General features: G+C 47.3%; 18 protein-coding genes and 1 pseudogene. 11 read left to right on the top strand and 8 right to left on the bottom strand.

Going from position 1 to position 20,285, the window contains the following annotated elements; genetic code table 11:
- Positions 1–3,209, top strand: a pseudogene (locus AC0IXI_RS21625) (ATP-binding protein).
- A 64-nt stretch (positions 3,210–3,273) separates the two neighbouring features.
- Here the strand turns inward: AC0IXI_RS21625 and AC0IXI_RS21620 are convergent.
- Entirely contained in the window at positions 3,274–3,906 is a 633-nt protein-coding gene (locus tag AC0IXI_RS21620) for a YfdX family protein (protein WP_134186175.1), read from the bottom strand.
- A 231-nt stretch (positions 3,907–4,137) separates the two neighbouring features.
- Here AC0IXI_RS21620 and AC0IXI_RS21615 point away from each other — a divergent pair, with 231 nt between their 5' ends.
- The 6 genes from AC0IXI_RS21615 to yghX all read left to right on the top strand — a co-directional run bounded on the left by AC0IXI_RS21615 (position 4,138) and on the right by yghX (position 10,085).
- Positions 4,138–4,740 (top strand): HdeD family acid-resistance protein, encoded by a 603-nt coding sequence (locus AC0IXI_RS21615; protein ID WP_064515515.1) that lies wholly within the window; start codon positions 4,138–4,140, stop codon positions 4,738–4,740.
- 15 nt (positions 4,741–4,755) lie between these two features.
- Positions 4,756–5,058, top strand: a complete 303-nt coding sequence (hdeB, locus tag AC0IXI_RS21610) for an acid-activated periplasmic chaperone HdeB (RefSeq protein WP_064515517.1) — start codon at positions 4,756–4,758, stop codon at positions 5,056–5,058.
- A gap of 44 nt (positions 5,059–5,102) precedes the next feature.
- The gene (locus AC0IXI_RS21605) at positions 5,103–6,494 is read left to right on the top strand and encodes a glutamate decarboxylase (protein ID WP_471683262.1); all 1,392 of its coding nucleotides are present in this window, start codon (positions 5,103–5,105) and stop codon (positions 6,492–6,494) included.
- Between the two features lie 64 nt (positions 6,495–6,558).
- Positions 6,559–8,079 carry a glutamate/gamma-aminobutyrate antiporter gene (gene gadC, locus AC0IXI_RS21600; RefSeq protein ID WP_134186177.1) on the top strand — a complete coding sequence of 507 codons (1,521 nt, stop codon included), beginning with the start codon at positions 6,559–6,561 and terminating at the stop codon, positions 8,077–8,079.
- A gap of 162 nt (positions 8,080–8,241) precedes the next feature.
- Entirely contained in the window at positions 8,242–9,132 is an 891-nt protein-coding gene (locus tag AC0IXI_RS21595) for a DMT family transporter (RefSeq protein ID WP_134186428.1), read from the top strand.
- 65 nt (positions 9,133–9,197) lie between these two features.
- A complete protein-coding gene (yghX, locus tag AC0IXI_RS21590; RefSeq protein WP_413499397.1) occupies positions 9,198–10,085 on the top strand; it encodes a YghX family hydrolase in 888 nt (295 codons plus the stop codon).
- Here yghX and AC0IXI_RS21585 read toward each other — a convergent pair.
- The 4 genes from AC0IXI_RS21585 to AC0IXI_RS21570 are packed head-to-tail and all read right to left on the bottom strand — an operon-like array spanning position 10,082 to position 13,550.
- A complete protein-coding gene (locus tag AC0IXI_RS21585) occupies positions 10,082–11,047 on the bottom strand; it encodes a GGDEF domain-containing protein (RefSeq protein WP_134186181.1) in 966 nt (321 codons plus the stop codon). The genes yghX and AC0IXI_RS21585 overlap by 4 nt on opposite strands.
- A 46-nt stretch (positions 11,048–11,093) precedes the next feature.
- Positions 11,094–12,038 (bottom strand): DMT family transporter, encoded by a 945-nt coding sequence (locus AC0IXI_RS21580; RefSeq protein WP_471683085.1) that lies wholly within the window; start codon positions 12,036–12,038, stop codon positions 11,094–11,096.
- A gap of 26 nt (positions 12,039–12,064) precedes the next feature.
- A complete protein-coding gene (locus AC0IXI_RS21575) occupies positions 12,065–13,204 on the bottom strand; it encodes an HlyD family secretion protein (RefSeq protein ID WP_064515528.1) in 1,140 nt (379 codons plus the stop codon).
- A gap of 16 nt (positions 13,205–13,220) precedes the next feature.
- Entirely contained in the window at positions 13,221–13,550 is a 330-nt protein-coding gene (locus AC0IXI_RS21570) for a DUF3302 domain-containing protein (protein WP_064515530.1), read from the bottom strand.
- A 323-nt stretch (positions 13,551–13,873) separates the two neighbouring features.
- On the opposite strand from AC0IXI_RS21570, the gene AC0IXI_RS21565 reads away from it, so the two are divergent.
- Positions 13,874–14,503: a helix-turn-helix domain-containing protein gene (locus tag AC0IXI_RS21565; protein ID WP_471683084.1), complete on the top strand. Its 630-nt coding sequence runs from the start codon at positions 13,874–13,876 to the stop codon at positions 14,501–14,503.
- A gap of 178 nt (positions 14,504–14,681) precedes the next feature.
- The gene (locus AC0IXI_RS21560; protein WP_064515535.1) at positions 14,682–15,224 is read left to right on the top strand and encodes a YfaZ family outer membrane protein; all 543 of its coding nucleotides are present in this window, start codon (positions 14,682–14,684) and stop codon (positions 15,222–15,224) included.
- Positions 15,225–15,564: 340 nt separating this feature from the next.
- Here the strand turns inward: AC0IXI_RS21560 and AC0IXI_RS21555 are convergent, their stop codons facing one another.
- Positions 15,565–15,948 carry a hypothetical protein gene (locus tag AC0IXI_RS21555; RefSeq protein ID WP_471683083.1) on the bottom strand — a complete coding sequence of 128 codons (384 nt, stop codon included), beginning with the start codon at positions 15,946–15,948 and terminating at the stop codon, positions 15,565–15,567.
- 324 nt (positions 15,949–16,272) lie between these two features.
- Here AC0IXI_RS21555 and AC0IXI_RS21550 point away from each other — a divergent pair, with 324 nt between their 5' ends.
- Positions 16,273–16,674 carry a Spy/CpxP family protein refolding chaperone gene (locus AC0IXI_RS21550; RefSeq protein ID WP_064515541.1) on the top strand — a complete coding sequence of 134 codons (402 nt, stop codon included), beginning with the start codon at positions 16,273–16,275 and terminating at the stop codon, positions 16,672–16,674.
- A gap of 102 nt (positions 16,675–16,776) precedes the next feature.
- Here the strand turns inward: AC0IXI_RS21550 and AC0IXI_RS21545 are convergent, their stop codons facing one another.
- Complete coding sequence (locus AC0IXI_RS21545) at positions 16,777–17,169, bottom strand: hypothetical protein (RefSeq protein ID WP_064515543.1); 393 nt, start codon at positions 17,167–17,169, stop codon at positions 16,777–16,779.
- Positions 17,170–17,316: 147 nt separating this feature from the next.
- The gene (gene yghU, locus AC0IXI_RS21540) at positions 17,317–18,183 is read right to left on the bottom strand and encodes a glutathione-dependent disulfide-bond oxidoreductase (RefSeq protein ID WP_471683082.1); all 867 of its coding nucleotides are present in this window, start codon (positions 18,181–18,183) and stop codon (positions 17,317–17,319) included.
- Between the two features lie 193 nt (positions 18,184–18,376).
- Between yghU and AC0IXI_RS21535 the strand changes: the two genes are divergently transcribed.
- Positions 18,377–20,242 carry a bifunctional sugar phosphate isomerase/epimerase/4-hydroxyphenylpyruvate dioxygenase family protein gene (locus AC0IXI_RS21535; RefSeq protein WP_471683081.1) on the top strand — a complete coding sequence of 622 codons (1,866 nt, stop codon included), beginning with the start codon at positions 18,377–18,379 and terminating at the stop codon, positions 20,240–20,242.
- Positions 20,243–20,285: the final 43 nt, after the last annotated feature.

Below are 20,285 nucleotides of genomic sequence, written 5' to 3'. Positions count from 1 at the left end.
ATGTTTTTCTTGAACATTTTTTCAGCCTACGGTGCTTCTCAGTTAATTGAGCTGAAAAGTAATTATCAACCATCGTCACTGGATATTCGTTTAACTGCCGATGAGTCGCGCTGGCTGGCACGGAATAATACTCTGACAGTCGGCACCTGGCTGCCGGAAGTTTCTCCGATAGATTATGAAAGTGGTGGAGAACATTATCAGGGTGTTAATGCTGATTATCTCGCGCTATTACAAAAAAACCTCAATGTTAAAGTCGCTATCAAACAGTACGATAGCGAAAAAGAAGCCCTGGCAGCGCTCTCCCAAAACGAAGTGGATACTCTGCTCACGCAGTTATCTCAGCGCGAAGAAGTAGGGAGCGACTTGTTGCGAACTTCAGCGTTGATCAAGACATGGCCAACACTGGTCACATCCCTCAAAAACACCTTACTGCCACTGGCAACAAATAAAAAAGTCACCCTTGCTTGTGTACGTGATTGTTCATTTCTCGATGTGATTAAGATGGCCTTTCCTAACGCAAAAATCACCTTTTACGATAGCGACTATCAGGCGCTGTCGTCTGTTATGTCAGGTCTTAACCAATATTTCATTGGTAATAATGTGACCACCGGTAATTGCATCTCGAAATATTTCTCACAATCGCTGGTCATCACGCACTACTTTAACAAGCAGGAACAATATAACTATTTTGTCACCAGCCGGAATCAGCCGCTGTTGCGAAACATCCTTGAAAGTTTTATTAGCGCAATTAGTAATGAAACCCATATGCGAGTCATGCAGAACTGGCTAAATCGCGGCAACCTTTCTTACCTGAATACCCCGATACCATTCAGCAGCGAGGAAAAGAGTTGGCTTAAAAAGCACCCTAAAATCCGCGTGCTGGTGAATCCAAACTACCCACCGTTTACGCTTATCGATCACGATGGCGAACTGCGCGGCATCATGGCGGATTTGCTCAATATCGTCCAACTGCAAACCGGTCTTGAGTTTCAGCCAGTTATCGTTAATTCCAATAAAGAAATGGCTGAAAAAATGGTGCCGGGTCAGTGGGATATGATCCCAGCCGCCACCCTCAGTAACCAGCCACAGAAATTTATCTCGTTTAGCGATCCGTTGATGAATGTCTCTTTCGTACTGGTTACCGCACACCGAGAAAATGCCAACGTAATGCTGGCAAAACCTCGGCGTATCGCCGTGGCAGCGGGGCATATTTTGACGCACGACCTCAAACTTCGTTTCCCGCAGGCGACCTGGGTTGAAACGGATAATGTCAAAGTGGCGATGAAAATGGTCGAGGAGGGGGAGGTTGATGCGGCGATAACCACCGAACTTTCCGCTCGTTACATGATTGACCATTATTATCCGCAAAATATGCACTATACCCGGCTGCCAGGTATGCCCAGCGCGGCTCTTAGTTTTGCGATGGCGCGCGATGAGCCAGAACTGAAGTCTATTTTAGGCAAAGCGCTGCAAGCCATTCCTCCGCGTGAAATTCTGCAAATGACGGAGAAGTGGTCGAAGATTTCCAGCGTGCAGATTGATACCTGGAGCCTTTACAGCAAACAGTTCTATCAGTTGGTTCTCTTCGCGCTGATGCTTATCGCCATCAGCCTGGGATGGGGGCTATCTCTTTCGCGTGAAGTGCGTAAAAGAAAACAATCACAGCGGCAACTTGAAGAACAGCTGCATCTCAAAGAGGCGCTTTCTCACGAACTGGAGGCTGAAAAAGATAAAGCGATTCAGGCGACTAAAGCGAAAAGTCGTTTCCTTGCGAGTATGAGCCATGAGTTACGCACGCCCGTCAGCTCTATTGTGGGTTTCTTAGAATTGCTGTCGAGTTCGGATCTCAGCTCCAGCCAACGCAAAGAGGCGATAGCGCTTGCCGGGGCGACGGCGCAATCGCTGCTGGGGTTGATTGGTAAGATCCTTGATGTCGATAAAATTGAGTCAGGTAAATATCAAATTGCCCCACAGTGGACTGATTTAACTCAGCTTATTGACCTGCAATGCCACTCGTTTGATGCGCTGGCAAGGCAAAAAGGTATTACGTTGCGCTGCGTTAGCCATTTGGCTGCTAATGATCGGGTGCTGGTCGATCCGCAGGCTTTGCGACAAATCCTCACCAATTTGGTCGGTAATGCGCTGAAATTTACTGAACAAGGGCATATTCAGGTGTCTGCTCGCCTGATCCTCGAAATGGATAAACACGGCACGTTAGTGATTACGGTAAGTGATACCGGTTGCGGGATTAGCCCGGAAGAGCAGGAAACGTTATTCCACCGCTACGTTCAGGCACGCCAGGGACGTGAACAGACGGGTTCTGGTCTGGGATTGGTTATCTGTAAAGAATTGGTCACGCTGATGGGAGGTACGCTTGAGATGAACAGCCGCCAGTCGCTGGGTACCACTTTTACGATAACGCTTGCGGTTGAAACTGCTCAACAATCGCTAACACCAACGCGCGATACGCCTGCTGCACTGTCGCCATTGCCGCGCTTATCGATTCTGATTGCGGACGATAACCCAACTAATCGCCTGCTACTCAAACGGCAGTTAAATACTATTGGTTTCAATGTTGATGAGGCTTGTGATGGCGAAGAAGCAGAAGCCAAAATTCTCAGCAAGCTGTACGACTTGTTGATAACTGACGTGAATATGCCGAAAAAAGATGGCCTCGAACTGGCGGCGTCGTTACGTCGTCAAAATCAGCGGCTGCAAATCTGGGGGCTTACTGCGAGTGCCTTGCCTCAGTCACGCGAACAGTGTCTGGAAAGTGGGATGAATCAGTGTCTGTTTAAGCCTGTATCGATTCAAACGCTGACCCATGAGCTTAGCAAACTCGATGTTGGCCGTTCAATGCCTTGTGTTACCCGGCATTTGAAACTCAGCATTTTGACCGAGAATACTGGGGGGATCGGAAGTTGATGAATGAAATTCTGGAAACCTTCCGCGAAGCTTCGGCAAATGATTTGCAGGCTGCTGTGCGTTCAATAGAAGAAGACGAGCCGCAGATGTTTTTGCATGCGCTACATCGTCTGCATGGCTCGGCTCAAATACTGGAAATCACTGCTTTGCAAAAACTTTGTGAACCGTTTGAGTCACGCCGCCATGATTCGCTACCGCTTGAGGAGCGACAGGAGGCGTTAGAAGAAATTGCGAAAATTATGCGGGAAATCGAGGTGGAGATAGAGAGCTTGATGAGCCACTGAGATTGAATGGTCGGGCAGTTATCGCCCGACCATTCCCCGCGTGCACTCTCAATACAAACGCAGATTAGTTGCTGGCAGCAAACATTTCGCTATCAACTACGATACCGTCTTCAGCACCTTTCAGTACCAAATTCGCTTCGTAGTATTTACCGTCTGCCAGCAGTTTTTTGGCCTGAGCAACCGCTTTACGGGTCTGGTTAAGTGGCATCAGATACTGATTTTCCATCACGCCAATACCAGCCAGACGTAAGGTATCCATCGCACCTTTCTGGTCACCTTTTGCCAGTTTTTCATTAGCAGATTTGATGGCGGTCTCTTTTGCTGGGGTTGCAATATAGTCTTCAGACAGCGCTACGGTTGCGTTAATGATCACGTATTGATCGTCGATCATTTTCGCTTTGGCGTCGGTTTTGACAAATTTCTTCCAGTCAGCGCTGTCATCTTTAAGCAAAGTTGCTGCGTCGTCGGTCAATTTCTTCGCGCTGGCTGGTTCACCGTGGAATAGCGCCAGGCGTGCAAACTGAATATCACGCATTGCATTGGCACCCTGAACCGCAACTTGCATCACATCAGCCGCTTCTTTTTGGATTTGTGCGGTTGCCGCAGCGGTCTGTGCTGGGGTTGCAGTCGCTGCAGCTAATACAGGTGCAGAACTCATCATAGTTGCCAACAAGCCTGCCAGAATTAATTTTTTCATTATCTTCTCCTTAATAAAATAGGTGTTCATCACCAAACGCCACCAGAATAAAAAATAAGTATCACAATGAAAATCAGAGCGCCGAATGAATAATGCAAGCTGAGTCTTACATATGTCAGAAGACGCAGACAGATGTCAGACTCAGCGTATAACAATGACTCTTCACTCTTATTTACTCCGCAGCCAGGTGGGTACTACTATTTCAGCCATTGAAATTACGGCGGAGATAATATGTTCATCTTTAACCAATATAGAATGAAGGCACTGAGTGAAGCTTCTCGTCTTTATTATAAAAAACATGCTCTGGTCATGGCGGTGCTGCTGCTTATATGTGGTGCTTGCTGTCTTATCTATCCATTTATGTCCGGACTGTATCTCAGTTATATCATTGGCATGATGTTTATGGTTTGCGGCTTTTATACTCTTTACTGCCTGGTTGTCTTTCGCCAACAGCACTGGAAATCAAAATTTGTCAGTGCGATTTTCGCTCTCGCCTGGTTGTTGTTGGGTTACAGCTTCGTCGCCAATCCAATGGTTGGGATGAACTCTTTATCGATAGTATTTTGTTGTCTGTTCATTATCGGTGGCGTTTCACGCATCGTTTCTGGCTTCACTATGCGCGGCCGTTCCGGGGCTATCTGGAACATTTTTATCGGTATTTTTGACCTGCTGATTGCCGCCATCTGGCTTGGCATGAACCCTGAGCAGTCTTATCTATTCACCACTGCTTTTATTGGCCTGGAGATGATCTTCAGTGCCGGGAGTTTTATCTCTTTGCGTAAGAAGTTGGCGCTGGCACAACCTAAACGACTGGCGTCAAAAGATTCAAAATAACCACTGGAATAATTTATGAATATTAAAGTAAGTATCTCGATAATTATTGCTGCTGCGGCTCTTTCTACTTCTATTAATTCTGCTTTTGCCGAACAGGAAACGACGCCACAAAATATGACTTGTCAGGAATTTATGGATATGAATCCGAAATCCATGACGCCAATCGCCTTTTGGGTAGTCAATAGAAATACTGATTTTAAAGGTGGTGATTATGTTCACTGGCATGAAGTCGAAACCGTAGCGGTGCCGAAAATATTCAAGCAATGTCAAAAGACACCACATGCCAAACTGGGTGAAATAACTCCAGCCCTAAAGTAACTGAATAATAAATTTATCTGATACGAAAAGGATTAATTATGACTATGCTCATTCAACCCGCTGAAAATGAAAATGACGATGTTTATGCATCTGTAGAATTATCCACTTCACTGCCAAAAACCCAATTCCCGGTTCAAGAAAGCAATCCACGTAATGTTTTTCATGCCATTCATGACGAACTGATGCTTGATGGCAATTCACGCCAGAATCTGGCGACCTTCTGCCAGACCTGGGTGGATGATGAGATTCGCCAGTTAATGGATCTCTCTATCGATAAGAACATGATTGATAAGGACGAGTACCCGCAAACTGCTGAACTGGAACAGCGCTGCGTGAATATGCTCGCCGACCTTTGGCATTCTCCAGCAGCCACCGATACGCTCGGTTGCTCAACCATCGGTTCTTCTGAAGCCGCGATGCTTGGTGGCCTGGCGCTGAAATGGCGCTGGCGCAAACGCCGTGAACTGGCCGGAAAATCTACTGATAAACCAAACATGGTGTGTGGCCCGGTACAAATCTGCTGGCACAAATTCGCCCGCTACTTTGATGTTGAACTGCGCGAAGTGCCACTGGAAGGTAATCGCCTAATGATGACGGCGGAAGAAGCACTGAAATATGTCGATGAGAACACCATCGGTGTGGTGCCGACTTTGGGTATTACCTTCACCTGCCAGTACGAGCCAGTGAAAGAAATTCACGATGCGCTCGATGATCTGTTCGAGAAGACCGGGCTTGATATTCCAATGCATGTGGATGCCGCCAGCGGTGGTTTCCTTGCTCCGTTCTGCGCGCCGGAAATCGATTGGGACTTCCGTCTACCGCGTGTGAAATCCATTAACGCATCTGGCCACAAATTTGGTCTTGCGCCACTTGGTGCCGGTTGGGTGGTATGGCGTGAAAAACAGGACCTGCCAGAGGAGCTTATCTTTAACGTTAACTACCTCGGCGGCAATATGCCGACCTTTGCGCTGAACTTCTCGCGTCCTGGTGGGCAAATTGTCGCGCAGTATTACAACTTCTTGCGCCTGGGCCGCGAAGGCTATCGCAAAATTCACATGGCCTGTTACGAGACTGCGCAGTATCTGGCTCGAGAAATTGCCGCGATTGGTCCATTCGAGATTATTTTTGATGGCAGCCACCTGAACGGTATCCCGGCGCTGACCTGGGCACTGAAAGCTGACCATCAGAATGATGGATACACTCTGTATGACCTGGCTGACCGCTTACGTAGCCGTGGCTGGCAGGTGCCTGCTTACTCCATGCCAACTCATCGTGAAGACTTAGTGGTGCAGCGCATCCTGGTCCGTCACGGGATGAGTACCGACCTGGCTGAATTGCTGATTGCCGATCTGAAACGCACTCTTGAGGCGTTGGAGAAAAATCCGGTTACGCATTCGCTGACCGCCGAAGAAGCGGGTGGCTTCAACCACGCATAAGACACTTTCTTATCAATTAACCAAAAACATCCGCAGGCATCTGCTTGCGGATGCGGAGAGACTTATGTCCACCACAACGACAAATGCCCCTGCAAGGTCACTGACTTTGCTTGGCTTTTTCGCTATTACCGCTTCGATGGTGATGGCGGTTTATGAATATCCTACGTTTGCCACTTCCGGTTTTAGCCTGATTTTCTTCCTGCTGATGGGCGGGGTTTTCTGGTTTATTCCCGTTGGTTTGTGCGCTGCTGAAATGGCAACCGTTGAAGGCTGGGAAGAGGGCGGTTTATTTGCCTGGGTTTCCAATACGCTTGGTGAACGCTGGGGTTTTGCGGCGATTTCATTTAGCTATTTGCAAATCGCCATCGGTTTTATTCCGATGCTCTATTTTGTGCTCGGCGCGCTCTCATACATCCTTAACTGGCCTGCGCTAAATACCGATCCGCTGGTGAAAACCATCGCAGCCCTGATAATTTTATGGGGCCTGGCACTTACACAATTTAAAGGTACACGTTATACCGCGCGTATTGCTAAAGCGGGTTTCTTCTTTGGGATTTTATTCCCGGCAATCGTGCTGGTGGGGCTGGCAGTCGCCTGGTTGTATAACGGCCAACCGCTGGCAATTGAAATGTCGGCCGCGACTTTCTTCCCTGATTTTTCACAAATTGGCACATTAGTGGTGTTTGTGGCATTTGTGCTCAGTTATATGGGCGTTGAAGCTTCAGCGACTCACGTCAATGAGATGACCAACCCGGCCCGTGATTACCCACTGGCGATGATTCTGTTGGTGATTGCCGCCATTGTACTTAGCTCGATTGGCGGTCTGTCAGTCGCGGCGGTTATTCCGCATGATGAAATCAACCTCTCCGCTGGGGTGATGCAGGCATTTAGTACTCTGATTGGTTATTACGGCCCAGGTTTTGAATGGGCGGTACGTGTCATTGCGGCATTGCTGATGTTGGGTGTGTTAGCCGAAATTGCTTCGTGGATTGTCGGCCCTTCTCGCGGCATGTTAGTGACAGCACGACAAGGTCTGCTGCCTGCGCGTTTTGCCAAAGTGAATAAAAACGGCGTACCTGTAGCACTGGTGATCTCTCAGTTGATCATCACTTCCATTGCGCTGATTGTCCTGACCAATACTGGCGGCGGTAGCAATATGTCATTCCTCGTGGCTCTGTCACTCACCGTAGTTATCTATCTATGCAGTTATCTGATGTTGTTCCTCGGGTATATCCAACTGGTGCGTAAACAGCGTGATAGAAAACGTGCCTTCCAGGTTCCAGGTGGGAAACCGGTGAAACTGGCTATCGCCTGTTCAGGGTTGGTGGTGTCGGTGCTGGCGTTTATTGTGTCATTTATTCCGCCAAGTTCTCTACCCGGTGCCCACGCCCACGATGTGTATGGCGGTCTGCTGATTGTCTGTTTTGTACTGGTGTTTATTCTGCCGTTTAACGTCTATCTGTTCCGCGATAAAACCATTAAAAGTCATGCACCGGACCTGGTTCATGTAAAAGTCGATAATGCGCCAGAAGGGCACTTTGCCGTGCATCCGAAAGCGCGTCCTTCACATCTTCCTAAACCTTAAATTAAACGTCGTGCCATCCACCGCGCAAAGTGTGGATGGCGCTATCGCTATTTTTCTTTATTGAAGGATAATGGTCGATTCTGAAACGACAGTTTAATTTTGGTTAAGGGAAGAGGCGTGAGTAATAACGTTTCACGGTTTACTAATAAGAAAATCGCATGGATGGGGGCTGCTTTTTGTTGCCTGTTATGGGGTAGTGCTTACCCGGCAATTAAAAACGGCTATGAAATATTTCAGATAGCGACGGACGACCTGCCGGGCAAAATTGTCTTTGCCGGATACCGCTTTGTGATTGCTGGCTTGTTGTTGCTGGCATTTGCATTTTTACAGGGTAAGCCAATTGCTCGTATGTCGCGCCAGCAGTATTCCCAGCTAGCCGTACTAGGCGTCACACAAACCGCAATTCAATACATTTTCTTCTATATTGGCCTTGCGTACACCACCGGTGTCAAAGGCTCAATTATGAATGCCACCGGTACTTTCTTTAGCGTGTTACTGGCGCATTTTATCTACCAAAACGACAAGCTCAGCATCAACAAGGTGGTGGGTTGCGTGCTCGGTTTTGCCGGTGTGATGGTGGTCAACTTCAACAGCCAGTTGATGGACTTTAGCTTCAGCCTGATGGGCGACGGTTTCGTGGTGCTGGCGGCGTTTATTCTTTCTGCCGCGTCGTTGTACGGTAAGCGTATTTCGCAAACTATGGATGCGACGATTATGACCGGCTGGCAACTGGCTATTGGTGGCCTTGTGCTGACGGCTGGCGGCTATGCCTGCGGCGGTACGCTTGCGTTTCATGGGTGGGAGTCGGTGGCCATTCTGGGTTACCTGGCGCTGTTATCATCCGTGGCGTTTGCACTGTGGAGCCTGCTGCTCAAACACAACCGTGTGGGCATGATTGCACCATTTAACTTCCTGATCCCGGTATCCGGTGCGGTATTGTCGGCAATCTTCCTGCAAGAGAGCATTCTTGAGTGGCGTTATGCGCTGGCGCTTGTGCTGGTGTGCTTCGGGATTTGGCGGGTTAACGTGGTACGTGGCAGTCGGGTGAATTAGAACCAGGCAAAATCATTAAATGCAGGCCATTATTTATCTATCTTTTACCGATAAAGGGCCTGCAAATGACCAGACTTACCGCAAAAGATTTCCCTCCTGAATTACTCGAATACTTCGATTTTTATGTACACGGTAAAATCAGCAAACGCGAGTTTCTCGATCTGGCGGGGAAATTTGTTGTTGGTGGCCTTTCGGCCGTGGCGCTCGGTACATTGCTGACCCCAAACTATGCCTTCGCGACGCAAGTGGAGTTTACCGATCCAGATATTGTCGCTGAATACATTGAGTACCCAAGTCCACAAGGGCATGGCCAGGTGAGAGGCTACATGGTGCGCCCGGCAAAAGCCGTGGGCAAAGTACCGGGCGTGGTCGTGGTGCATGAAAACCGTGGGCTTAATCCTTACATCGAAGATGTGGCGCGACGTGTTGCCAAAGCGGGTTTTATTGCATTAGCTCCTGATGGATTAAGTTCGGTTGGCGGCTATCCTGGCAATGATGAAAAAGGCCGCGAGCTACAATCTCAGGTCGATCCGACCAAACTGATGAATGATTTCTTTGCCGCGATAGAATTTTTGATGCATCACGATTCGGTCACGGGAAAAGTGGGGATCACCGGTTTTTGTTACGGCGGAGGAGTAGCCAATGCCGCTGCGATCGCTTACCCGGAATTAGCAGCCGCCGTACCGTTCTATGGTCGCCAGCCAAAAACTGAAGATGTACCGCGTATCAAAGCACCTTTATTACTTCATTATGGCGAGCTCGATTCGCGCATTAATGAGGGATGGCCTGCTTATGAAGCTGCTCTGAAAGCCAATAATAAAGTCTACGAAGGTTATATCTATCCGGGCGTGAATCATGGCTTTCACAACGATTCGACTCCGCGTTACGACAAAGCCGCGGCAGAACTTGCATGGACGAGAACCATTGATTGGTTCCACAAATACCTGGTTTAAGACTGAATAATAATCCTGGCACCCAACGCGATACCATTTTTGCCGGTGCGTTTAATCAAGTACATCGACTCATCGGCTCGAATCACCGCATTATTAAAAGTGTCGTCCACCCAGGATTCATTCACCCCAATAGATGCTCCTACTTTGGCGGCGCCATTACCTAATTCGAACGGGGTGATGGCGGCATCCAGACAGCATCTGGCGATGTGGTTTATCTCGGGATGTTCCAGCGACCAGGGCAATAACAGGATAAATTCATCTCCCCCAATGCGGCCAATGGTGACCTCTGGTGGGCAGGATTCGTGCAGGCGCTGGCTCAGTTGCAACAGCACTTCATCACCGCTGCGATGGCCCAGCGTATCGTTAACGTTTTTGAAGTCATCGAGATCGATAAACGCTATCGAAAGTGGGCCCAATTTTTTTAGCAGATCGAACTGCGCTTGAAGCGCGTGGCGGTTGGCAAGGCCTGTGAGGGGGTCGTGATTGGCAAGTTTTGCTAGTTGCTGCTCGTACTGCTTTTCTTTGGTCATATCAATGTGGGTGCCGGTAACTTTCAGCGGTTTCCCGTCATCACTCCATTCGGTCACACGGCCCCGATCCAGCACCCATGTGATGGTGCCATTTTTCGCCTGCATGCGATGCAGTGCTTCATAAAATGGCGCTTTACCTTCGAGGTGGTTATAAAACGCGGACAGCACCATCTCTTTATCTTCAGGATGCAGATGCTCACGCCACACATCAAAATGAGCGCTAAGTTCTTTGGGCTGAAAGCCCAGCATGGAACCCCAGCGACGGTTGAAAATAACCAACTTGCCGCTTGGCACATCGAGCTGCCATAAACATAAGCCTGTCCCGTCCAGCGCTGCACTGAGCTTATTGCGAGAGTCGTGTGCAATTCTTTTGAGTCGGGCATTGTGTTTTTTAAGGTTCTGAATCTGCTGCCTGAGTATCTCTTCTGACATTGACCACAGTTATGAGCAAATAATATCCATTCTTAACAGCTATTAATTACTTGTAAATATGGCAATGAAAAAATCGTGCTAATTCCACAAACGTTTTGTCGTTGTGGCCATTTTTTTCTTTCTCTACAGGAATGACGGACAGCAACACGCCGCATAACATTCCCGCGAGCAGAATCCACGATGTTTGAGAAAACACGCTGCCCATCACTACACACTCCAGGATGACCGCGATAACGGGAAAGCAGATAAATACCAAAGAGGTGTTAAAAGTCGAAATGCGTTTTTGCAGCGAGAAATAACACAAGATCCCGAACACGCTAGCCACGACGCCGAGGTAAATAATCGAAGAAAAAGACAACCAGGTGATGTTTTCAATTTCCGGCCTTTCCACTACCGCGCCAGTCAATGTGAGCAGTAAACCCGCAGCCAGACAAGGCAAGGCGTTAAATGTGAAAAGCGAAATCTGGCAACTGCGCTTTTTGCATTGCACATACATATAAGCATGCATGGTGACTGCCGCCACGACAGCAAATGCGCCTTTCCAGTTATTACTGAGACTGTTTCTGGACTCTTCCTGCAACAGACAAAACAGGGAGAGCATTGCCAACATTGCGCCCATCAGCTGCAACAGGCTGGTGGGGGCATTGAGTACCACAATAGAAATCAGAAGCACGGCGACGGGCATTCCGGCGAAGATTATCGCCGCAGTGCTGGCGTTAACGTATTGCTCGCCGTAAATCACCAGCGTAAAGGGCAGGCAGAAACAAAATAGGAACACGCAGAACTGGAAGAACCGGTGCCCTGGCGGAAATAACAATGATGACCGCGTAACGTGCAACAGCCATAGCAGCAAGGGTGCTGCGCTTAAGAAGCGCAGCCCGGTGGCAAATATCGGCGGCATGCTGACCAACGCAAACTTCATGGCAAGCCAGGTTGTTCCCCACGTCAGAATAACGATGGCGAAAAGAATAAACATTTTTGTTTTCTGCATGGGGCGGCTCCCTTTTTTACCTTAAATTAATGATCAATATAGAGATAGTGCATCCAGCTGGTCATGCGCAGCAGGATTTTACGAATAATGGAAACGTGCTCGAAATAACCGGAATACACTGCGACCTGGCCCATGGTTCCTGCGGGTAGCCTTTGAACATCGGCAACGTTTTTCAGCTCAATTTCTGCATAGATACCGTCGAGTTTCGGGTCAAGGCTCAAGCCTTGTAGATGGCCTTGCGCCTGATAGCTGCTGTTAGCGATCGCGGGGAGGATTTGCTTCACAGTCCCTTGCACGACACTGCCGGGCAGGCCATTAAATACCACTTCGGCCTGGTCACCTGCGACTAAGCGTAGGGCGGAGTTTTGGCGGAATACGGCATAAACACTGGTTTTTTGATCCGGAACGAACACCATCACTGGGCGCAGCGGCAACGGGCGCACGAACATACCGGGTTTCAGGAAAAGCTGTGTCGCGTAGCCATCGCTCGGCGCGCGAACCACGGTTTTTGCAAGGAAGTACTCTGCTTCTTTGAGGTTTGCTTTCAGCCGGTAAACCGTGGCGTTTTCACCGTTTATCATGGCATCAAGCTGTGCCGCTGTTTGATCTCTCTTTGAGAGGGAAGATCGCCACTGTGCCTGCGCGGCCAGATACGTCTGCTGTGCGCGAACCACTTCTTGATCTGTAAACGGGCTTTTCAGTTTGTCCCGGCTGCCGTTGCGGTAACGGTCTGCATCTTTCAAGGCTAAATCACGCTCAGCTTTCGCCTGCGCAATATCTGCGTTTTCGGAAGCAAGGCGTGCTTTGAGCATCTCTACGTTTTGCTGGGCGCTTTCTATCTCACCTTTTATTGCTTCGACTTTGGCTTCATAGGCAGTGGGGTCAACTCGAAATAGGAAATCCCCTTTTTTCAGTTTCTTATTGGCTTTGGCGGTCACTTCTACCACGACGCCTTGCACTTCTGGGATGATGGGTAACGTAACGGTAACCATCTGGGCTCGTTCGGTATATGGATGGTTATAATTCATTAATAATAACAACGAGCCAATAAGAATAATGCCACCCAATACAGCAGTAGGCACACTCCATTTATTTAACGGAATTTTAAAGAATTTAAATATACCGAAGCAAATGGCGGTATAAGTAAGAATAAGTAATAAATCCACAATGAATCCTGCTCAATTAGTCGGTTACTGATGACTTGCTTTGGTTTTTCTCATGCTGGGATTCCAGCCGGAGTAACCTTTCACGTAGCATTTCCATTTCATTATTTTTGACGGCAAACCCCCAGCCTCTGTCTTCACGATATAACATCGCCCAGATCCACAGGAACGGCCATAAAACATGCAAAGTAAATAGACTTACCCATCCTGCAGCATGAATAGCATCTTGATGCGGATGGTTACGATGCACTGCTATTTCATAGGGGATGTCGTGGACAACAATAACGCCATAAAAGAGCGTCAGTGCCACGAAAATAAGTGCGCCTAAGGCAAAGTAATCGAGAAACATAGATGGGTGCCCCCGTGAGAAAATGTCTGGAGACACTAAAGATAAGGCGTGTATGGCTCCACTTTTATTTTGTTTAAAAATAAATGGAGGATGAATATTCAATTGCACAAAGCCATAATAGTGTGCAAGAGGAAAGCTTGAAAATTACAATTCTTTGCATCATGGAAATAGTTGTAAGAATGTTGCTGAATATTGTTTTAGTTTTAATAAACACGGTTGTATCTATAAGCCAAACACCGCACTGTAGCGCACCTAGCGAGATCTTTGGTGTGGTATATACTTCAAGGAACCTGTGCATACCGTGAGTAATTTCAGGAAAAATAATGACTATCTCTCCTCCAACCCGCCCGGAATCAGCTATCCAGCGTCTGATTGCCACCCTCGAACCCCACGGAACACCGATGGAGGTGATTCCCCGTAAACGGATAAACTGGGAATATAAAGAGATCCCGCAATTTTATATCTTCAAGCAAGGCGAGATCTCTGTCTTGCGGGCCACTGATGGCCTGGTTATCGCCACGGTTTCTGGCCAGAATCTGTTTGGTATTGCAGAAAGCATCCAGCCATTACGTAGCCATATTTTGCGAGTAGAAACTGAATGCACCATGCTGCGTCTTGATGCCAGCCTTGCTCATGAAATCATTACTCAGGAAGGAATGTGGAAAGATATTGCGGTGATACTTGCTTATTATACCACCCATCTTTTCTATCGCGATTCTGTGGTGGTGCAGCAACGTACCTATTCCATCATTCGAGGCCATCTTATTGAAATGAACCGTCTGCCTGAAGATTCGCGGTTGAGAACATCCGTTCTTGATTACATTCAGGAAAGAACTCTTTTATCGCGCAGCAGTATTTTGAATGTGATGTTTGCACTAAAAAATGGTGGGTACATCGATATTAAACGAGGTGGATATTTACTGGAAGTGATCAACTTGCCGGAAAAATTCTGAGGCAGGTTTACATTTTGGCTAATAACTAAAAGCACTGGCGGAATAATTTTCGCCCCATCTTATTTTGTTTAAAATTAAACAAAAATCAAATTCCCTCTCCCTGGGAGTCTGAATACCATCCATCCCTGAAATATCAAAACCATAGAGTTATCTCTCTGTAGCGATTTCAAGGATTATGATGAAAAAGACTCTTATTGCGTTAATCGTATTCAACACCTTTGCAGTAACGAATGCTAATGCGGTGGCATTTCACGGTGAGGCTGGTGCCGATTGGACTAATCTTGGAATGAGTTTTGGTGCAAACGAACCGGGTTTTACCTTCAATGGTAACTGGGCGCACAACGATAATGATGGTGATATTGCCAGTCTGGGAATGGGCTGGAATATACCGCTTGGATCTGTTTTGGTGACATTGGGTGGGAAAACACTGTACCTCAATCCGAGTGATGGTGATGAAGGTTATGCCGTAGCCGTTGGCGGTGGCGCGCAACTTCCACTTGGTGATCATTTTAGTCTGTTTGGTGACGCATATTATTCGCCTGATTCGCTCTCCAGTGGTGTTGAGCAGTATGGGGAAGCTAATGCAGGCATTCGCTGGAAAGTTAACCCAACGCTGTCAGTTGAAGGTGGGTATCGCTATGTGGGTATGCAGGGAAAAGATGGTCATAGCGATAACATCTTAGCCGATGGGGGCTATGCTGCGGTTAATTTCAACTTCTGATCAATTTATTTTTATATGCGAAGACAATTGCCCGATTACAAATTGCGCATTAAAATTATTTTGTTGATGCATCAAGTCTCATTGATATTATCAATCCCGAGTGATTAGATATTTTTAATGTTGTTTGTGCGTTTTATTGCGCACAATACAATGTGCCCGCCTGTCCGGCGGGTATTTTTTTGCCCATAATGCAGCATTTATTTTTAAATAAAAAGACAATTGAGAACTGAGGGAAATGGTTCTATGCTGTTTATAGCCAATAAGGATGTAGGCTATGTAAGTAATAATCAAATAGTTAGTGCTCAGCAGCCACACTATGGCAACATAGTGTGGCTTTATCCTATGTTTTGTATATGAAATTAATTTCGCGAGCCGCAGTAACATAGCAGTAAAATAAAACAACATCGATAATGATGTTACTTACTGAGAAATAAAACCCAGAAAGTAATAATATTATCTTATGTGCGGCGAAATAAATAACCATAAGCACTGCGCCAATCTTGCTCTTGATAAAAATAAGATAGGTGAGTAGTGCAATAACTAAAAACTCAACAGGAGTTTGTAGGTATTTCAATTCAAAATAATTGCTGTATTCATTAAATATTACCGTGAATATAGTGTACAGCAATGAAAATAACCCTGCCAGCCAACCTTGACGGTTCTGTTTATCTTTGCGATGTGGTTCTTCACTTGATTTAATCTGGACATTTTTGGTTTTTTTCATTTGGCCAGCGTGCAGTTGCGATATAAAAGTATACGAACAAATTGACGAGTGGAAGCAGTAATAAAATTGAAACCCAGGGTTTCAGTCCGGCACGTTTGACAATAATCCATTGCAAAAATATGAATAAGAACAAAGTTATAATTTGTGTGATAAGCATTGGATACTCCATGTGACATATAACCTTTATTATAATAATAAACTTTTGAATACAATTAATTGGTTTGTTTAAAAATAAATAACTAATGATTTCTAATGACGTTGATACTGCGTTAATAATGTGGGCGTTCAGATGCTATTAATACACACTATGTTTAAGGGTATAGAATGAAGAAAGTATTTAAAATTGCCACATTGATTACGGTACTGGCTTTTTCAGGAATGGCTGTTGCATCTTCTGCTACAGAAACGCTGCCGCAGGATTCATTGGCGAAGCAATTAAATTTCTCACCAGAGCAAACGCAGAAGGTAAAAGCCCTGCGTGAAGATTCGCAAAAAGAGATCGCCAAAATTAATACCGATGCTTTAACACAAGATGCGATTGTTGATATGTTCCATTCTGGCGTCTGGGATGATAGCGCAGCGAAGAAACAACTTAATGCCATCGGTGATATTCAGAGTAAGGTGCGCTACCAGCGAGCAAAGTACCTGTTTAATGTCAGCCAGGTGTTAACCACGGAACAAAAAAAGCAGTTACAGCAAATGCTGATTGAGAAGCAACTTTACTGATTATTGAGTGAATGAGAGTCGGATGGAGTATCGCTTATCCGAGCTGCGGTAAGTCGTTGGTTGGTGGACTAGCGTAAGCGACATCCACCAATTTTAGTTGGCTCAGGATGTTTTCTCTTTTATTGGCTTTAAGGCTTTGCCAATCTGTACTAATCCATCTTTGTTTTGATCTTTTAGATAAGTGTTATTTAGCTCATCAAATTGTTCGAGCCGAGTCAGCGCCTGGAAAACATTATCAATACCATAGCGATTATCAAAAACATCTACACTTCTTAGGTTATCGACCCGTGCCGCTTTTATTTCTGTAGTGAGACGGGTAATCACCTCCTTATTAGAAGTATGCAATGTTTGCAATTCTTCCGGGGTGCTATTAATCGCTGGAGACATCGTGCCGGGATGGAATTCGAGGGTATTTAGGGCTTCGACCGCCTCATCACCTGGATTGGCACACCCGGCAATAACGAAAGTGAATACGAGTACGAATTTTTTTAACACGATATTTCCTTGCAGTTTGCTCACTGAATAATTCAGACGGCAACTTACCTGCAACGGTTAGGCTTAAACCACCCATAGTTTGTTTAATTTTAAATTTTTACGCCCTGCATACTGCAACTTGCAGGGCGTAGTTGAGTACAACTGTGTCTACTTCGCCAGCTTATCTTCGGTACGTAAATCAAAGTCCGACGCATCGTGGCGTTCGTGCAACTGCTCAGACGGCTCACCGAAGGTGCGGTTTACGATGCGCCCACGTTTAACCGCCGGGCGGCTTGCTACTTCATCGGCCCAGCGTACGAAGTTTTTGTACGAAGCGAGGTCGAGGAATTCAGCCGCGCTGTACAGCCCACCTTTTGCTAGGCTGCCGTACCACGGCCAAATGGCGATATCTGCAATCGTATATTCATCACCTGAAATAAAACGATGTGTCGCCAGTTGCCTGTCGAGCACGTCTAACTCGCGCTTGGTTTCCATGGCAAAGCGGTTAATTGCGTACTCAATTTTCATTGGTGCGTAATTATAGAAATGACCAAAGCCACCACCGAGATATGGTGCTGAGCCCTGTAACCAGAACAGCCAGTTCAAGGTTTCAGTGCGTGCGGCAAGATCTTTAGGCAGGAAATGACCGAATTTCTCCGCCAGATACAGCAAGATTGCGCCGGATTCAAACACGCGAATCGGTGGTGTTACCGAATGGTCCATGAGTGCCGGGATTTTTGAATTCGGGTTCACGTCTACAAAGCCGCTTGAAAACTGATCTCCTTCACCGATACGAATCAGATGCGCGTCGTATTCAGCTTCGCTTACACCCAGAGCCAGCAACTCCTCAAGCAGGATAGTCACCTTCTGCCCGTTCGGTGTGCCAAGTGAATAAAGCTGCAAGGGATGCTTGCCAATTGGCAGCGTGCGTTCGTGAGTTGGGCCCGCTATCGGACGGTTGATGTTAGCAAAGGTGCCGCCTTCGCCTTTTTGCCAAGTCCAAACTTTTGGCGGCTGATAGTTATTATCTGACATGTTGTGTCTGCCTTTTAATTGCCAGTGAGAGATTGAAAAGTGTAACCCCACTTTGTTTTGTTCGGTAATCGCCCGCTATTTTTTTTAACTTTCTGAGGTGTGATCTGGGGTAACAATAAATTAACTATAAATTTGCAATATGAACCAAATGATACAACATTAACCGACTTATCCCGACAGACCAGGAGCCATAATGCAGCGTTCAATTGCAACCGTATCTATCTCTGGCACGTTGCCTGAAAAACTGGCCGCAATTTCGGCTGCTGGTTTTGACGGTGTAGAAATCTTTGAAAATGATCTTCTTTATTACCCAGGCACGCCTGCCGATGTGCGAAAAATGGCGGCCGATCTCGGGCTTACTATTACATTGTTTCAGCCGTTCCGCGATTTCGAAGGCGCGTCGCGCCCGCAGTTTGCCAGCAATCTGGAACGCGCACGGCGCAAGTTTGCTTTGATGCACGAGCTGGGGTGCAACACCATGCTGCTGTGTAGCAACGTGGCACCTGATTGTTCGTCGAATCTTGATTTGCAGGTCAGTGACCTGGCGCATTTGGCTGAGTTAGCACAACGTAATGAAATAACCGTTGGCTATGAAGCGCTGGCGTGGGGCACCCATGTGAACCGTTATCGCCAGGCATGGGAGCGTGTAAAACAGGTAAACAGCCCGGCGTTGGGGCTGGTTCTCGACAGCTTCCATGTGCTTTCGTTGGGTGACCAACTGATTAATCTCGACGATATTCCGGTCGATAAAATTACCTTCCTGCAACTGGCTGATGCACCGTTGATGAAAATGGATGTGCTTGAGTGGAGTCGCCATTTCCGTTGCTTCCCAGGGCAGGGTGAATTGCCAGTGGTCGAATTTACCCGCTTGCTGACGGAAAAAGGCTACCGTGGCCCATGGTCGCTGGAGATTTTCAACGACAGTTTCCGTGCCACGCCAAATGCACCAACCGCCAAAGATGGTTATCGCTCGCTGCTTTGGCTGGAAGAGCAGACCTGGAAAGCTAATCCACAGATTGATGCACAACTGTTCCATAGTGCGCCGCAAGCCAGTTATCAGGGTATCGAGTTTTTAGAATTTGCCACCGATGCAAAAGATGCACAGGCATTGGGCGAAGCACTGCAACCACTGGGTTTTGCACAAGCCGGTGAGCATCGTTCTAAGGATGTTTCACTGTGGCGCAACGGTGGAGTGAATGTGATTCTTAACCATGAGTCGCATAGCTGGGCCGATGAGTTTCATCGTCGTCACGGGGTTTCGCTGTGCGCGATGGCGTGGCGCTTGAAAGGGGCGGCAAACGTGCTGCAACGGGCGCAGGATTACGGTTACCCAATCTGGCATGAAAAGCATGGGCCAGATGAGCGTGCGCTGGCAGCCGTGTGTGCGCCTGACGGTAGCCTGATTTATCTGATAGAGGCACCAGAGCAGGGTGAAAACGATATTTATCAAACCGATTTTAACCTTTCAGAAACCGCCAACCAGGGCAGCTTACTTGGGATTGATCATCTGGCGTTAGGGCTGGTAGAAGGCAGCCGTGATAACTGGATTATGTTTTTCCGCGCGGTGTTCGGCTTTGAACTGGATAACGAACTGAGCGTGCCGGACCCGTATGGCCTGGTTAGAAGCCAGGTGATGCACAGCCCTTGTCACTCGATACGCTTGCCGCTGAATATGTCGCACAGCCTTGATACGCAAATTGCCAGATCGGTTGCCAGCTATCAGGGAACGGGCCTGCAACATGCGGCGTTTGCTTGTGATGATTTACTCGCGACGGTAGAAGGCCTGCAATCACAAGGGCTGAAATTGTTGCCGATTCCGGCAAACTATTATGACGATTTGCTGGCGCGTTACGGGGCAAATAACCCATTGCTACAAGGGCTTGAGCGCCTGGATATTCTTTATGAACGTGATGTGCGCCAGCATGAGTTTTTGCATGCCTATACGCCACCTTTCCGCCCGGACCGTTTCTTCTTTGAATTAGTTGAGCGGCGAGGGGATTATCAACAATACGGTGCAACAAACGCCGCCGTGCGGTTGGCCGCAATGCAAATGCGTTAATGCGATTTACAACAATAAATGAACCTTAAGGTTCAATAAGACA

This window comes from Buttiauxella sp. AC038 (genome assembly GCF_979253565.1).
The sequence above is the reverse complement of the archived record's forward strand: the minus strand, read 5'-3'. Positions and strand labels throughout refer to the sequence as shown.

Coding starts and splice junctions, on each gene's coding strand:
- AC0IXI_RS21620 (WP_134186175.1), bottom strand. CDS start 3,906: ATGAAAAAATTAATTCTGGCAGGCTTGTTGGCAACTATGATGAGTTCT.
- AC0IXI_RS21615 (WP_064515515.1), top strand. CDS start 4,138: ATGTTCATCTTTAACCAATATAGAATGAAGGCACTGAGTGAAGCTTCT.
- hdeB (WP_064515517.1), top strand. CDS start 4,756: ATGAATATTAAAGTAAGTATCTCGATAATTATTGCTGCTGCGGCTCTT.
- AC0IXI_RS21605 (WP_471683262.1), top strand. CDS start 5,103: ATGCTCATTCAACCCGCTGAAAATGAAAATGACGATGTTTATGCATCT.
- gadC (WP_134186177.1), top strand. CDS start 6,559: ATGTCCACCACAACGACAAATGCCCCTGCAAGGTCACTGACTTTGCTT.
- AC0IXI_RS21595 (WP_134186428.1), top strand. CDS start 8,242: ATGGGGGCTGCTTTTTGTTGCCTGTTATGGGGTAGTGCTTACCCGGCA.
- yghX (WP_413499397.1), top strand. CDS start 9,198: ATGACCAGACTTACCGCAAAAGATTTCCCTCCTGAATTACTCGAATAC.
- AC0IXI_RS21585 (WP_134186181.1), bottom strand. CDS start 11,047: ATGTCAGAAGAGATACTCAGGCAGCAGATTCAGAACCTTAAAAAACAC.
- AC0IXI_RS21580 (WP_471683085.1), bottom strand. CDS start 12,038: ATGCAGAAAACAAAAATGTTTATTCTTTTCGCCATCGTTATTCTGACG.
- AC0IXI_RS21570 (WP_064515530.1), bottom strand. CDS start 13,550: ATGTTTCTCGATTACTTTGCCTTAGGCGCACTTATTTTCGTGGCACTG.
- AC0IXI_RS21565 (WP_471683084.1), top strand. CDS start 13,874: ATGACTATCTCTCCTCCAACCCGCCCGGAATCAGCTATCCAGCGTCTG.
- AC0IXI_RS21560 (WP_064515535.1), top strand. CDS start 14,682: ATGAAAAAGACTCTTATTGCGTTAATCGTATTCAACACCTTTGCAGTA.
- AC0IXI_RS21555 (WP_471683083.1), bottom strand. CDS start 15,948: ATGAAAAAAACCAAAAATGTCCAGATTAAATCAAGTGAAGAACCACAT.
- AC0IXI_RS21550 (WP_064515541.1), top strand. CDS start 16,273: ATGAAGAAAGTATTTAAAATTGCCACATTGATTACGGTACTGGCTTTT.
- yghU (WP_471683082.1), bottom strand. CDS start 18,183: ATGTCAGATAATAACTATCAGCCGCCAAAAGTTTGGACTTGGCAAAAA.
- AC0IXI_RS21535 (WP_471683081.1), top strand. CDS start 18,377: ATGCAGCGTTCAATTGCAACCGTATCTATCTCTGGCACGTTGCCTGAA.